The following is a 14,443-nucleotide window of genomic DNA, read 5'->3' as shown; positions in this document are numbered from 1 at the left end:
CCTCAACGAAGCTGCAGACGCCAGGCGCGATGGATACGGTTATTGCGCGCGAAGTCCGGGTCCAGGGTCTGGGCCGTGATCTCCTCGACCGCATAACGCGCCATAAGGTGCTCGTCCAACTGGAACTTGCGGAAGTTGTTGGAGAAATACAGCACGCCACCCGGCGCCAGGCGGGCCATGGCCAGGTCCAGCAGTTGCACGTGGTCACGCTGCACATCGAACACGCCTTCCATGCGCTTGGAGTTGGAGAAGGTCGGCGGGTCGATGAAGATCAGGTCATAGCTGTCGCGGTTGCCTTCCAGCCAGGCCATCACATCGCCTTGCTCCAGGCGGTTGCGCTCGGAGAAGCCATTGAGCGCCAGGTTGCGTCGCGCCCAGTCCAGGTAGGTTTTCGACAGGTCGACGCTGGTGGTGCTGCGCGCGCCGCCCTTGGCCGCATGCACGGTGGCCGTGGCGGTGTAGCAGAACAGGTTGAGGAAGCGCTTGCCGGCTGCTTCGCGCTGGATGCGCATGCGCATCGGGCGATGGTCCAGGAACAGGCCCGTGTCGAGGTAGTCGGTGAGGTTGACCAGCAGCTTTACGCCGCCTTCGTTCACTTCCTGGAAGCGGCCTTCGGTCGCCTGGCGCTCGTACTGGCGCGTGCCGCTCTGCCGCTCGCGACGCTTGAGCACCACACGCTGCGGCGAAATGCCCAGGGCCTGCGGGATGGCTGCCAGCGCGTCGAGCAGGCGTGCCTGGGCCTTGTCCGGGTCGACCGAACGTGGCGCGGCGTATTCCTGCACGTGCACCCAATCCTGATACAGGTCGACCGCCAGGGCATATTCGGGCATATCGGCATCGTACAGGCGGTAGCAATCGACCTGCTCGCGGCGGGCCCACTTGCCCAGTTGCTTGAGGTTTTTCTGCAGGCGGTTGGCGAACATCTGCGCCCCTTCCGACAGGCGCGCCGGCTCGCTGGCCGGTGCTGCCTGCTGGCGGGTTTCCGCGCCTTCAGGCTGCGCTTCGCGGCGCTCGCCGGTAACGAACTGGTCGGGCTGCACCTTGAACAGCAGCAGCTTGCACGGCAAGGCGCCGTTCCAGAACGCGTACTGCTTGTGGCTGCGAATGCCCATGCGCTTGCCCAGCTGCGGCGCGCCAGTGAATACCGCCGCCTCCCAGCCCATGCAGGCCTGGCGCAGGCGCTCGCCGAGGTTCTGGTAGAGGTACAGCAGGCTGGCTTCGTCACCCAGGCGCTCGCCATAAGGCGGGTTGCTGATGACCAGGCCTTTCTGGTTCTGGTCCGGGCGCGGCTCGAAGGTGCTGACTTCGCCCTGGTAGATCTTCACCCAGTCGCCCAGGCCGGCACGCTCGACGTTGTTGCGGCCTGGCTGGATCAACCGAGGGTCGGCCTCGTAGCCACGGATCCACAGTGGTGGCTTGGCCAGGCCGGCCTGTGCCCGCGCCTGCGCCTCGTCATGCACCTTGCGCCACAATGCCGGTACGTGGCCGAGCCAGGCACTGAAGCCCCAGCGCTCACGCTTGAGGTTGGGCGCGATATCGGCGGCGATCATCGCCGCTTCGACCAGGAAGGTACCCACACCGCACATCGGGTCGGCCAGCGCGCCACCTTCGGCAGCAATGCGCGGCCAGCCGGCGCGGATGAGTACCGCTGCCGCCAGGTTTTCCTTCAGCGGCGCGGCGCCTTGCTGCAGGCGGTAGCCACGCTGGTGCAGGCTGTGCCCGGAAAGGTCGAGCGAGAGAATGGCTTCGCCACGGTCCAGGCGCAGGTGTACGCGCACATCAGGGTCGATCTTTTCTACCGACGGGCGCAGGCCTTCACGGTTGCGCAGCTTGTCGACGATCGCGTCCTTGACCTTCAACGCACCGAAGTGGGTGTTGTCGATGCCCGAGCCATGGCCGCTGAACTCAACTGCCAGGGTGCCGTCGGCTGCCAGGTGATCGGCCCAGTCGACCGCGTGCACGCCGTCGTAGAGGTCGTCGGCGTTCTTCATGGAGAAGCGCTTGAGTACCAGCAGCACCCGGTTGGCCAGGCGTGACCAAAGGCACAGGCGGTAGGCGGTTTCCATGTCGGCGGCGCCGCGAATGGCCGAAGTGTGCTCGCGCACGTCATCCAGGCCGAGGCCCCGCGCCTCTTCGGCAAGCAGGCCTTCCAGGCCTTTGGGGCAGGTGAGATAAAGTTCGAAACGGTCCGACATGAGTAATCCAGCGCCTTGGGCTATTTGACTGACGGGGCGACGCATCGCCCCGCGATGTTTGCCCGCACACCTTTCCAGCAGACGTGCGGGTGGCCCTTCCCGGCACGCGAACGTGCAATGAAAGGCCGGGCCGCCTGACCGATCTGTGCTTGGCCCAGTGGCAAAGACAGCTTAGATCATCAGGCAGTACGAAAAATTCTTGCGATACCAGGGCCGATGTGACCCTTCGTCGCATTTCAAATTATTTCTGTCATCCGCAAGCAACGCTGGCGAAATGACGTCAATGATCGGCAAACCCTGATCATAGCGGGCTCAACGCTAAACAAGGTTGAGTCGCATTTATTTACTTATCCCCTCACCCTTGGAAAGGTTACGTGCTTATGACAAATCGATCATTCACACCGTGACTCGCATTCGATAGAACTGGTCTCAGGCCGCTTCGCAACGAGGTGGCACTTTCAGCTCGCCACGCCGGCAGCGAGCGCACACCGGCAGAAAGACTCTGCCCGGCCTCGGAGAGGCCGACGGGACATTACAGTCAACAAGTGAGGGCAACACCCTATGAGAAGACTTAAGCGTGATCCGTTGGAAAGAGCATATTCACGTGGCTACCAATACGGGGTCACCGGCAAATCCCGCGAACTTTGCCCCTTCAATCTTCCTTCTGTTCGCCAAGCCTGGATCAACGGCTGGCGTGAAGGTCGCGGTGATAACTGGGACGGAATGACTGGCACCGCTGGCATCCATAGACTCAACGAAAATCACGCCGTTGGCTGAACGAGGACACTGAATTCGATTCACCATGCACGCCCTATCCGGGCGGCGGGCGAAGGCCCAGGGGCCCCTTGATGGGGCCCTTTTTTATGCTACTTGGCAAATGTTATCAAATGCACCGGCCCTTTCGCGGGTAAACCCGCTCCCACAGATGCCCTGCTGCCTTCAAGCGCTGTGCAATTCCTGTAGGAGCGGGTTTACCCGCGAATTGGCCTGTCAGGTTACCTGGACATTGCAGCGATAGCGTCCACCGCCTCGCGAATCAGCGCCGGCCCTTTATAGATAAAGCCAGAGTAGATCTGCACCAGGCTCGCCCCGGCAGCGATCTTCTCGGCGGCATGGCGGCCTTCGGTAATGCCGCCAGCGGCAATGATCGGCAGCTTGCCGCCCAGCTCGCCCGCCAGCACCTTGACGATATGGGTGCTCTTTTCCAGCACCGGCGCACCCGACAGGCCACCCGCCTCGCCACCGTACGGCAGGCCTTCGACACCCTCACGCCCCAGCGTGGTGTTGGTGGCGATCACCGCATCCATGCCCGACTCCATCAGCGCGGCGGCCACCAGGGCGGTTTCGTCGTCGCTCATGTCCGGGGCAATCTTGATTGCCAGAGGTACGCGCTTGCCATGCGTGCCGGCCAGTTGCTCGCGGCGCACGGCCAGGGCATCGAGCAGCTGCTTGAGCGAATCGCCGAACTGCAGGCTGCGCAGGCCCGGGGTGTTGGGCGAACTGACGTTGACCGTGATGTAACTGGCCTCGGTGTACACCTTGTCCAGGCAGATCAGGTAGTCATCGACGGCACGCTCCACCGGGGTGTCGAAATTCTTGCCGATGTTGATGCCCAGCACACCGTTGTAACGCGCAGCCCGTACCCGGCCGAGCAGGTGATCAACGCCCAGGTTGTTGAAGCCCATGCGGTTGATGATGGCCGTTGCCTCTGGCAGGCGGAACAGCCGTGGCTTGGGGTTGCCCGGCTGCGGGCGCGGGGTGACGGTGCCGATTTCGACGAAGCCGAAGCCCAGCTGGGCGAAACCGTCGATGGCCGCACCGTTCTTGTCCAGGCCGGCCGCCAGGCCCACCGGGTTGGCGAAGTTCAAGCCCATGACCGTAACCGGCAAAGCCGCCGGCTGCTTGCACAGCATGCCGTTGAGGCCGAGACGGCCACCGGCACCGATCAGGTCCAGGGACAGGTCATGGGAGGTTTCCGGGGAAAGCTTGAACAGCAGCTGGCGGGCCAGGGTATACATGGGCGGGCAAGGCTCGGGGTGAATGAGGGGGCGATTATAGCCAGCGTGGGGCCGGCATGACAGCAAATCGTGGGGCTGCTGTCAGATGGCACATCGGTTGCACCGGAAAAGCCCACAGCCTTATCAGTACGGGCGAGGACCCTTGTGAACACTGCACCCCGAGCAACGCCCCTGGCCTGGGTCAACGGCAGCGACGCGCCGGAAAAGCCCAGCCTGAACATCGGCTACATGGCCCTGACCGACTGCGCCTCGGTGGTAGTCGCCGCCACCCAGGGCTTCGCCCAGCAGCACGGCCTTACCCTCAACCTCAAGCGCCAAGGCTCCTGGGCCGGGCTGCGCGACAAGCTGGTCAGCGGCGAACTGGATGCGGCGCACTGCCTGTATGGCCTGGTGTACGCCGTGCACCTGGGCATCGGCGGTGTACCGGCCAGCGCCATGGCCGTGCTCATGGGGCTGAACCAGAACGCCCAGGCCATAAACCTGTCCCCGGCCCTGCAGCGCAAAGGCGTGACCAACCCTGAAGCACTGGCGCGCCTGGTGCACCAGCATGGCGCACGCCTCACCTTCGCCCAAACCTTCCCCACCGGCACCCACGCCATGTGGCTGTATTACTGGCTGGCCAGCCAGGGCATCCACCCATTGCGCGACGTCGACAGCGTGGTGGTACCACCGGCGCAAATGGCTGCGCATATCCAGGCCGGGCGCATCGACGGTTTCTGCGTGGGCGAACCCTGGGCTGCCGATGCAGTGGCCACGGGCCAGGGCTTCACCCTGGCCACCAGCCAGTCGATCTGGCCGGACCACCCGGAAAAGGTCCTGGCCTGCGCCCGCGCCTTTGCCGAGCAATACCCCAACAGCGCCCGCGCGCTGATCAAGGCGGTACTCGCCGCCAGCCGCTTCATCGAGCAAAGCCCGGAAAACCGCCGCAGCACTGCGCAACTGCTCAGCAGCAGCGCCTACCTGGACACTCCGCTGGCAAGTATCGAGCCGCGACTGCTCGGCAGCTACCACGATGGCCTGGGTAACCACTGGCAAGACCCGCACGCCCTGCGCCTGCACGATCACGGCCGGGCCAACCTGCCGTACCTGTCCGACGGCATGTGGTTCATGACCCAGTTCCGCCGCTGGGGCTTGCTGCGCGATGACCCCGACTACCTCGGCGTGGCCCGCCAGGTCCAGCAGCTGGCACTGTATGGCGAGGCGGCCCAAAGCCTAGGCGTGGCCTGCCCCGAGCAGCCGATGCGCAGCAGCCTGCTGATCGATGGCAGCCGCTGGGACGGCAGCGACCCCTACGGCTATGCCCGCAGCTTCAGCCTGCATGCCCTGGGCGACCTGCCCGATGCCCGTGTCGGCGCGTGAGGGGGGCCATTCATGTTGCGCATCCTGCTGATCGACGACACCCAGAGCAAACTCGGCCGCCTCAAGGCGGCCTTGAGCGAGGCCGGCTTCGAGGTCATCGAAGCCCCAGGCCTGACCATCGACCTGCCCGCCTGCGTCGAAACGGTGCGCCCGGACGTGGTGCTTATCGATACCGACTCACCGGACCGCGATGTGATGGAACAGGTGGTCCTGGTCAGCCGTGACCAGCCACGGCCAATCGTGCTGTTCACCGACGAGCATGATCCCGGGGTGATGCGCCAGGCGATCCAGGCAGGGGTCAGCGCCTACATCGTCGAAGGCATCCATGCCGCGCGGCTGCAACCGATCCTGGATGTGGCCATGGCCCGCTTCGAAAGTGACCAGGCGCTGAAGGCGCAGCTGCTCGCACGGGACCAGCAACTGGCTGAACGCAAGCGCATCGAGCAGGCCAAGGGTTTGCTGATGAAGATGAAGGACTGTAACGAAGAACAGGCCTACACCCTGATGCGCCGCCAGGCCATGAGCCGGCAGCAGAAGCTGATCCAGGTGGCCGAGCAGATCATTGCCATGCACGAGATGCTGGGCTAGCAACCTGCTTCACGCGGTCCCCTGTAGGAGCGGCCTTGTGTCGCGATGGGCTGCGCAGCAGCCCCGGTAATCTCTGCCGCGAAGCTGAGATCCTGGGGCTGCTGCGCAGCCCATCGCGACACAAGGCCGCTCCTACAAGGGGACTGCAACTTCTCAGAGTTGGCCCATCTCTTGCTCAACAAATATCACCGGTAGCCAACGGCGGTTGCCCCACTTAATCCCCGACAAAGACGTCGCTCTCCCCTCCACGCACGTGGAGCGGGTAGCGGCGTCTTTTTCGTTCCGTTGCATTGCCGAGTGAGGTGTTCGATGAGTACCAGCTTCTGGAAATCCGGGCATGTGCCCACGCTGTTCGCCGCGTTCCTGTACTTCGACCTCAGCTTCATGGTCTGGTACCTGCTTGGCCCATTGGCGGTGCAGATTGCCGCCGATCTGCAGCTGAGTGCACAACAACGGGGCCTGATGGTGGCCACGCCGATCCTGGCCGGGGCGATCCTGCGCTTCGCCATGGGCGTGCTGGTTGACCGCCTGTCACCCAAGACCGCGGGGCTGATCGGCCAAGTGGTGGTCATCGTCGCCCTCGCCGCTGCCTGGCACCTGGGCGTGCACAGCTATGAACAAGCGCTGCTGCTGGGCGTGTTCCTCGGCTTTGCCGGCGCTTCGTTCGCTGTGTCGCTGCCGCTGGCCTCGCAATGGTACCCGCCACAGCACCAAGGCAAAGCCATGGGCATTGCAGGTGCCGGCAACTCCGGCACAGTGTTCGCCGCCCTGCTGGCCCCCGCGCTGGCTGCGGGCTTTGGCTGGAACAATGTGTTCGGCTTCGCACTGGTCCCGCTGTCGCTGACCCTGTTGGTGTTCGCCCTGCTGGCACGCAATGCTCCGCAGCGGCCCAAGCCAAAAGCCATGGCCGACTACCTCAAGGCCCTGGGCGACCGTGACAGCTGGTGGTTCATGTTCTTCTACAGCGTCACCTTCGGCGGCTTCATCGGCCTGGCCAGCGCCCTGCCCGGCTATTTCAGTGACCAGTATGGCCTGAGCCCGGTCACCGCTGGCTACTACACCGCTGCCTGCGTGTTCGCCGGCAGCCTGATGCGCCCACTTGGCGGCGCCTTGGCTGACCGCTTCGGCGGCATCCGCACCCTGCTGGGCATGTATAGCGTGGCGGCCATCTGCATCGCCGCAGTCGGCTTCAACCTGCCTAGCGCCGCCGCCGCACTGGCCCTGTTCGTCAGCGCCATGCTCGGCCTGGGAGCCGGCAATGGCGCGGTGTTCCAACTGGTACCGCAACGCTTCCGCCAGGAGATCGGCGTGATGACCGGGCTGATCGGCATGGCCGGCGGCATCGGGGGCTTCCTGCTGGCCGCCGGGCTTGGCACCATCAAGCAGCACACCGGTGACTACCAGCTGGGGCTGTGGCTGTTCGCCAGCCTGGGCTTGCTGGCCTGGTTCGGCCTGCACGGCGTGAAACAGCGCTGGCGCACCACCTGGGGCTCGGCTGCGGTTACCGCGGCACGGGTCTGAGGCACAGCCATGAGCCTGCAACTGAACTTTGCCCAGGCCAGCGCCACCGGGCCGCGCGAGGAAAACCAGGACGCCCTGCGCCTGGTTACCCCGGCGCCGGAGCTGGCCGCCAGCAAAGGCTACCTGTTCGCCCTCGCCGACGGCGTCAGCCAATGTGCCGATGGCGGCCTGGCAGCCCGTGCCAGCCTGCAGGCGCTGGCCCTGGACTATTACGCCACCCCCGCGACCTGGAGCGTGGCCCAGGCACTGGACCGCCTGCTGCTGGCGCAAAACCGCTGGCTGCGCGCCCAAGGCAGTGGCCAGCCACTGCTGACCACCCTCAGCGCGCTGGTGCTGCGCGGCCGACGCTTTACCCTGGCCCACGTGGGTGACTGTCGCGTGTACCGCTGGCACGCCGGGCGCCTGCAATGCCTGAGCGAAGACCATGTATGGGACCAGCCCGGCATGCAGCATGTGCTGAAGCGCGCGCTGGGCCTGGACCAGCACCTGCTGGTGGATTATCTGGAAGGTGAGCTGCAGCCGGGCGAGAGTTTCCTGTTGTTGAGCGATGGCGTATGGGCCAGCCTGGGCGACCAGCACATCCAGGCGGTGCTGCGCGAGCAACCCGACCTGCAACTGGCCGTCGATACCCTGGTCGCCAGCGCGCACCTGAACGGTAGCCAGGACAACGCCAGTGCCTTGCTGGTGCAGGTCGAGCAATTGGGCACTGCCAACCTGGGCGACACCCTGGCGCAACTGCAGCAATGGCCGGTGCCCGGCCCATTGCGTGAAGGCCAGGTAATCGATGGCTGGCAAGCCGAAAAGCTGCTTTCGCAAAGCCGCCAGTCGCTGCTGTACCGGGTGCGCGATAGTCAGGGCCGAGCCTGGCTGCTGAAGACACTGCCACCCGCGCGCGAGCAGGAGCCCGGCGCGGCGCAAGGGCTGTTGCTGGAGGAATGGTTCCTGCGCCGGGTCGCTGGCCGGCACTTTCCCGAGCTGCACACCGCCAGCCAGCGCCAGCACCTGTACTACGTGATGCGCGAATACCCCGGCCAGAGCCTGGCGGCGCTGCTGGCCGAGCATGGCCCGCTGCCCATGCCGCAGTGGCTGGAGCTGGCCCGGCAACTGCTGCAGGCGGTCGGCGTATTGCACCGGCGCAACCTGCTGCACCGCGACATCAAGCCAGAGAACCTGCACCTGGGCAGCGATGGGCAGCTGCGCCTGCTGGACTTCGGCCTGGCCTACTGCCCGGGCTTGTCCGAAGACCCGCTGCACGAGTTGCCGGGCACACCGTCATACATTGCCCCGGAAGCGTTCGACGGCCAACCGCCCAGCCCACGCCAGGACCTGTATGCCGTGGGTGTGACGTTGTATCACCTGCTGACCGGGCATTACCCCTACGGCGAGGTGGAGGCCTTCCAGCGCCCACGCTTCGGCCAGCCGGTCAACGCCGCGCGCTACCGCCCTGACCTGCCGGAATGGCTGCAGCACAACCTGCAGCAGGCGCTGGCAGCCGACCCGGCGCAGCGCTTCGAAACCGCCGAACACTGGCTACTGCTGCTCGAACGTGGCGACCGCCAGGAGCTGCCCACCCGGCCACGGCCGTTGCTGGAGCGCGAACCGTTGAAGGTCTGGCGCACCCTGGCCCTGCTGTCCTTGCTGTTCAACCTGATTTTGCTGCTCACCCTGCTCAAGGGCTGAACGCACCTTGCCGATGAGGAAACCCTGATGAATGCGAAAGTCTGGCTGGTTGGTGCTGGTCCTGGTGATCCGGAGCTGCTCACCCTCAAGGCTGTACGCGCCTTGCGGCAAGCCGCTGTGGTGATGATCGACGACCTGGTCAACCCGGCGGTGCTGGAGCACTGCCCACAGGCCCGTGTGATTGCCGTGGGCAAGCGCGGCGGCTGCCGCTCCACGCCGCAGGCGTTCATCCAGCGCCTGATGCTGCGCCATGCGCGGCAAGGGCGCTGCGTGGTCCGGCTCAAGGGCGGCGACCCGTGCATCTTCGGCCGCGGCGGTGAAGAGGCGCTGTGGTTGCAGGGACATGGCATCGAGGTGGAAGTGGTCAATGGGATCACAGCCGGCCTGGCTGGCGCCACGCAATGCGGAATTTCCCTGACCTCACGGGGTGTGAGCCGGGGCGTGACGCTGGTCACGGCCCATACCCAGGACGACAGCGAACTGAACTGGGCGGCCTTGGCCCAGGGCGGGACGACGCTGGTGGTGTACATGGGCGTGGCCAGGCTGGAGCAGGTGCGCCAAGGGTTACTGGACGGGGGCATGGCACCGGCGACGCCGGTGGCGATGATCGAGAATGCCTCGTTGCCGCAGCAGCGGGAATGCAGGAGCGATGTGCGGGGAATGGTCGAGGATGCGCGGGGGTTTGGCTTGCGTAGCCCGGCGATTTTGGTGATTGGAGAGGTGGTTGGGGAACAGGTGGTTCAGGAATTGGTGGCAATTGCTGGATGATGCGCTGCCTGCGCCGGCCCTTTCGCGGGTAAACCCGCTCCCACAGGGATTGTGCATGAGCTGAAGGGTGCGGCGAACCTGTGGGAGCGGGTTTACCCGCGAAAGGGCCGGCACACACCACACAAATCCCAGGCAAAGAAAAACCCGGCCGAGGCCGGGTTTTTCATGAAGCTTCAAACCAATTACTTGGCCTGGGCTTCTACCTGAGCTTCAACGCGACGGTTGACAGCGCGGCCTTCTTCGGTGGCGTTGTCGGCAACCGGACGGGTTTCGCCGTAGCCAACCGAATCAACACGGCTGGATTCTACGCCGTACTGCTGGGTCAGGACCTGCTTGACAGCGTTGGCACGACGCTCGGACAGCTTCTGGTTGTAAGCGTCTGGGCCGACGGAGTCAGTGTGACCTTCCACGGTGGTGGTGGTCTGTGGGTACTGCTTCATGAAGTCAGCCAGGTTCTTGATGTCGCCGTAGCTGTTTGGCTTGACGACCGACTTGTCGAAGTCGAACTTGACGTCCAGCTCAACGCGAACGACTTCGGCAACAGCCGGGCAGCCATCAGCGTCAACGGTAACGTTGGCCGGGGTGTCAGGGCACTTGTCGACGTTGTCGCAAACGCCGTCGTTGTCGGAGTCGGAGCACACTTCGGCAACTGGGGCCGGAGCGACTTCAGCTTGCTTCGGGCTACCGCCGAAGTTCAGACCAACACCAACGGTCGGGCCCCACTCGGTGTTGCCGTTGTCGATGTTGTACATGGCTTCTACACCAGCACGGGCGAAGAACATGTCGGTGATGTACCACTTGGCGCCAGCGCCAACGTTGGCGAAGGTGGAGTGGTCGCGGCCGCTACGAGTGGCCTGGCCCAGGCTCTCGTGAGCGAAACCGGCGGAAACGTACGGACGCAGAGCGTCGCCAACGGTACCGAAGTGGTAGGTAGCGTCGAGCTTGGCCTTGGAACCTTTGATGTCTTTGTTGAAGACTTCACCACGAGCGTTGTGGGTCTCGTTGTAGCCGAGGTCCAGGGAAACGTCGTCGGTCAGGAAGTAGCCCAGGCGAACACCAGGATTGGTGCCGTCGTTCTTGAAGTTACGTTCGCTGTCGTAGTACTGCTTGGTAACGTTGCCTTCGATTTCCACAGCGCCTTGGCCTTGAGCCAGAACGCCGAACGAAGTAGCAGCGACGAGCGAGCCAATGGCCAAGCCCAAGGTGTTTTTCAATTTCATCCGTTAAATCCCCATCTGGTGATAGTTAAGCAGTCCCACCACAAACAAGGGGGACAACTCGACGGCAAGTCTAGCAGAACTCGCCGGTTCGTTAGAGATATTTGCACGCCACTAAGTTTCATCGAGGCCGGCAAATTTCTCCCGAAGCTTGTCTAGCGCGCGCTTGTAGCGCATTTTTGTCGCGCTCAGGCCCATGTGCATGATGTCGGCAATTTCCTGAAACTCCAGCTCTGCGACAAAACGCAGCACCAGGATTTCCCGGTCAATCGGGTTCACATGCACCAGCCACTTGTCCAGCCCGCCTTTTTCTTCCGGCTTCGGAGCCTTGTCTTCGGACGCCTCTTCGACAGGGTCCAGACTCAAGGCATCCATCAACCGACGTTTACGGCGCTCCTTGCGGTACTGGGTAATGCATTCGTTGTAGGTGATGCTGTAGAGCCAGGTCTTGAACTTGGACTTACCCTCGAAGTTCTTCAGCCCGTACAGCACTTTCAACATGACTTCCTGACAGACATCGTCCGCGTCACGGTCGTTCCCCAGATAACGCGCACAGACGTTGAACAGGGTCCGTTGGTAGCGCCGCATGAGCTCTTCATAGGCGCGGGTAACGTGGTACAGCTCCTCATGCGAACGCGCCACCAACTCTTCGTCGGTGAGCTCGCGGGGGTCATAACGCATGGGCGGCGAATGAACTTTATTCAAAACGGATCTGGCCGACAGTCAGGTCAATGTCGCCGCGCGACCCCGTGGGTCGATTTTCGCGGCGGCATACATTAACAGCTTTGTGCGGTTAGCGGCTATTGACTCGCTGCTCAAGCAACTCGCGATTGGACAGCGACACCAGTTCGCCATCATCGGTCAGCAGCGTCGTCTTGACCGTGCCAATTTCCTCGATGTGCCCTTCGACCTCTCCAATTCGCACCTGCTGGCCCACCTGATACAGTTCGCGCACGTAGATGCCGGCCAGGATCTGCCCGGCGATTTCGCGGCTACCGAGGCCCATTGCCAGCGCAACGGCCAGACCAACGGTAATCAGCCCGATCACGATCACATGGTTCAGCAGGTCGGTTTTCACCTCCAGCTGGCTGATGGCCACCGAGATGCTGATGATGATCACCAGGCCCTGGGTGATACGCCCCAGGCCTGCCGAGTACTCCAGGCCGATGCCTTCGGCAGCGCCGCGTACCAGGCCGTTGGCCACCTGGGCCAGCAGCACGCCGGCCAGCAGCACCAGGGCTGCGCCGAACACCTTCGGCAGGTAAAGGGCAAGCATGTCGAGGGTTGCCGAAACCCGCTCCAGGCCCAGCGACTCGGCGGCCGAGACCAGGAAGATGAGCAGCACGAACCAGTAGACGATCTTGCCGATCAAGGTGGAGATAGGCACCTGGATGCCGACCCGGCCGAGCATCTTGGTCAGGCCGGTGCCGGCCATCAGGCGGTCCAGGCCGAACTTGGCCAGCAGTTTGGACAGCAGCGTGTCGAGCAGCTTGGCCACCACGAAACCGAGCAGCACCACGACCAGCGCGCCGAACAGGTTGGGGATGAAGTTCGCTACCTTGGTCCAAAGGGCAGTCATGGCGGTGACCAGGCTCTGGGTCCAGAGATCGAGTTCCATATTCAATCGGCCTTATCTGCTTTGCTGCCGTTGGCAGCGTTGCGGGAAGAGTGTCGACGCACCGGCGCAACATGCGCCGCGCCATTGTTCACGGCGATCAGCAGCGCCTGGCTCCAGCGGCCAAGCAGGCTGAACAGATCGCCCGCGCCAACCTGGCGGTTGGCGGTTTTCAGTACGCGACCCAGGCAAGCGGCGTCGTCCCGGTCGTCCCGGTCATTGCCGGAGGGGGACGCCTTGAGCAGGTCGCGCAGGGATTCTTCAAACGGATCGTGCATGGGCACCTCGCGCAGTGTCAGTCAGAGACGAGATGGCCGGTCGATGGGTCACACATCGCATTGGGACGAGTGTTTCAAAATGAATGCGCGTCGGCTTCTTCGCGGGCACGCCCGCTCCCACCGGGATCCCACAGAACCTGAAGGCTGTGGTGTCCCTGTGGGAGCGGGCGTGCCCGCGAAGAGGCCAGAGCAGGTCAATCGACATCTATACCCACCGCAACCGCCGAAACAGCCACCACTGCCCCACCGCAAGCCCCAGTACGACGATGCAGGCGAACAGGAAACCATAGGGGTTTTCCGCCCCGGGGATGCCGCCGACATTGATGCCCAGCAGCCCGGTGATGAAGCTCATGGGCAGGAAGATGCAGGTGATGATGCCGAAGCGGTACATGGTGCGGTTCATGCGCTCGCTACGCCGGCGATCCTGGCTTTCCAGCACCAGCGCGGCACGTTCGCGGGTCAGTTCCAGCTCTTCGAGATAGCGGATGAGGCTGTTGTTCAGCTCGTTCCAGTAATCGGCATCGGCATCGGCGAACCAGCTCCATTTGCTGCGCGACAACTGGGCGTAGATTTCCCGCTGCGGGGCAAGAAAACGCCGCAGACCGGCGGCACGCCGGCGGATCTGCTGCAGGCTGCCGTTCTCCGGGGTATACCGTTCGTCGGATTCAACCTTTTCTTCCTCAATGTCGGCCAGTTCGGACAGGTCGCTGACCAGACCCTGAACCTTTTCGGTGAGCAGTTCGCCCATCAGCAGCAACAGCTCGGACGCCGATTTCGGGCCCCTGCCCTCTTCGAGCTGCTGGAGAATCTCGTCACTGGCGCGCAACGGCCGCAGGCGCAGCGAGATGACCCGCTGCGCCTCGGCAAAGATACGCACCGAGACCATGTCTTCCGGCTCTGCACCCGGGTTGAGGTTGACCCCACGCAGGAACAGCAACAACTGTTCATCGGCCATGGGCAGCAGGCGCGGCCGGGTGTTTTCTTCCAGCAGCAGCTCGCAGGCGAACGCGCTCAGGCCGCTGTCGTGCAGCAGCCAGGTGCGGGTTTGCGGATGGCTGCGATCCCAGTGCAGCCACAGGCTTTGCTCGGGTTGCAGCTGCAAGTCGTCCAGCTCGGTACGGGCAATCGAGCGCGCGCCACCTTTGCCATCGAGCACCAGGGCGTGCACCAGCCCCCACTGCGCGTTGTCTTCCTCGAACATCAA

The 14,443-nt window shown here is 63.8% G+C and carries 13 protein-coding genes; 6 read left to right on the top strand and 7 right to left on the bottom strand.

Annotated features, from left to right (window positions below; translation table 11 throughout):
• Positions 1 to 2 precede the first annotated feature (2 nt).
• On the bottom strand, positions 3 to 2,195 hold the full coding sequence (rlmKL, locus tag RR51_RS24000; protein ID WP_039614905.1) for a bifunctional 23S rRNA (guanine(2069)-N(7))-methyltransferase RlmK/23S rRNA (guanine(2445)-N(2))-methyltransferase RlmL: 2,193 nt from the start codon (positions 2,193 to 2,195) through the stop codon (positions 3 to 5).
• A 561-nt stretch (positions 2,196 to 2,756) separates the two neighbouring features.
• Here rlmKL and rmf point away from each other — a divergent pair.
• The gene (gene rmf / locus RR51_RS29675) at positions 2,757 to 2,972 is read left to right on the top strand and encodes a ribosome modulation factor (RefSeq protein ID WP_003248687.1); all 216 of its coding nucleotides are present in this window, start codon (positions 2,757 to 2,759) and stop codon (positions 2,970 to 2,972) included.
• A gap of 218 nt (positions 2,973 to 3,190) precedes the next feature.
• Here the strand turns inward: rmf and RR51_RS23995 are convergent, their stop codons facing one another.
• Complete coding sequence (locus RR51_RS23995; protein ID WP_039614904.1) at positions 3,191 to 4,213, bottom strand: quinone-dependent dihydroorotate dehydrogenase; 1,023 nt, start codon at positions 4,211 to 4,213, stop codon at positions 3,191 to 3,193.
• Between the two features lie 144 nt (positions 4,214 to 4,357).
• Between RR51_RS23995 and RR51_RS23990 the strand changes: the two genes are divergently transcribed.
• From RR51_RS23990 to cobA, 5 genes are all read left to right on the top strand, one after another.
• A complete protein-coding gene (locus tag RR51_RS23990) occupies positions 4,358 to 5,572 on the top strand; it encodes a CmpA/NrtA family ABC transporter substrate-binding protein (protein WP_039614903.1) in 1,215 nt (404 codons plus the stop codon).
• Between the two features lie 12 nt (positions 5,573 to 5,584).
• Positions 5,585 to 6,160, top strand: a complete 576-nt coding sequence (locus RR51_RS23985) for an ANTAR domain-containing response regulator (protein ID WP_013971673.1) — start codon at positions 5,585 to 5,587, stop codon at positions 6,158 to 6,160.
• Between the two features lie 309 nt (positions 6,161 to 6,469).
• On the top strand, positions 6,470 to 7,681 hold the full coding sequence (locus tag RR51_RS23980) for a nitrate/nitrite transporter (protein WP_039614902.1): 1,212 nt from the start codon (positions 6,470 to 6,472) through the stop codon (positions 7,679 to 7,681).
• 9 nt (positions 7,682 to 7,690) lie between these two features.
• Positions 7,691 to 9,361, top strand: a complete 1,671-nt coding sequence (locus RR51_RS23975; RefSeq protein ID WP_039614901.1) for a bifunctional protein-serine/threonine kinase/phosphatase — start codon at positions 7,691 to 7,693, stop codon at positions 9,359 to 9,361.
• 27 nt (positions 9,362 to 9,388) lie between these two features.
• Positions 9,389 to 10,129, top strand: a complete 741-nt coding sequence (gene cobA / locus RR51_RS23970) for a uroporphyrinogen-III C-methyltransferase (RefSeq protein ID WP_039614900.1) — start codon at positions 9,389 to 9,391, stop codon at positions 10,127 to 10,129.
• A 182-nt stretch (positions 10,130 to 10,311) separates the two neighbouring features.
• On the opposite strand, the gene RR51_RS23965 is transcribed toward cobA, so the two are convergent.
• From RR51_RS23965 to RR51_RS23945, 5 genes are all read right to left on the bottom strand, one after another.
• Positions 10,312 to 11,349, bottom strand: a complete 1,038-nt coding sequence (locus tag RR51_RS23965; RefSeq protein WP_004376136.1) for an OmpA family protein — start codon at positions 11,347 to 11,349, stop codon at positions 10,312 to 10,314.
• A 111-nt stretch (positions 11,350 to 11,460) separates the two neighbouring features.
• Entirely contained in the window at positions 11,461 to 12,027 is a 567-nt protein-coding gene (gene sigX / locus RR51_RS23960) for an RNA polymerase sigma factor SigX (protein ID WP_003248665.1), read from the bottom strand.
• 112 nt (positions 12,028 to 12,139) lie between these two features.
• Positions 12,140 to 12,964, bottom strand: coding sequence for a mechanosensitive ion channel family protein (locus RR51_RS23955; protein WP_004376138.1), 825 nt, complete (start codon positions 12,962 to 12,964; stop codon positions 12,140 to 12,142).
• A 2-nt stretch (positions 12,965 to 12,966) separates the two neighbouring features.
• On the bottom strand, positions 12,967 to 13,239 hold the full coding sequence (locus tag RR51_RS23950) for a hypothetical protein (protein ID WP_004376140.1): 273 nt from the start codon (positions 13,237 to 13,239) through the stop codon (positions 12,967 to 12,969).
• Positions 13,240 to 13,444: 205 nt separating this feature from the next.
• Positions 13,445 to 14,440 carry a zinc transporter ZntB gene (locus RR51_RS23945; RefSeq protein WP_013971669.1) on the bottom strand — a complete coding sequence of 332 codons (996 nt, stop codon included), beginning with the start codon at positions 14,438 to 14,440 and terminating at the stop codon, positions 13,445 to 13,447.
• Between the last annotated feature and the right edge of the window lie 3 nt (positions 14,441 to 14,443).

This window comes from Pseudomonas sp. C5pp, from assembly GCF_000814065.1.
GTDB lineage: Bacteria > Pseudomonadota > Gammaproteobacteria > Pseudomonadales > Pseudomonadaceae > Aquipseudomonas > Aquipseudomonas asiatica.
This window is presented reverse-complemented; position numbering and strand designations above follow the sequence as displayed.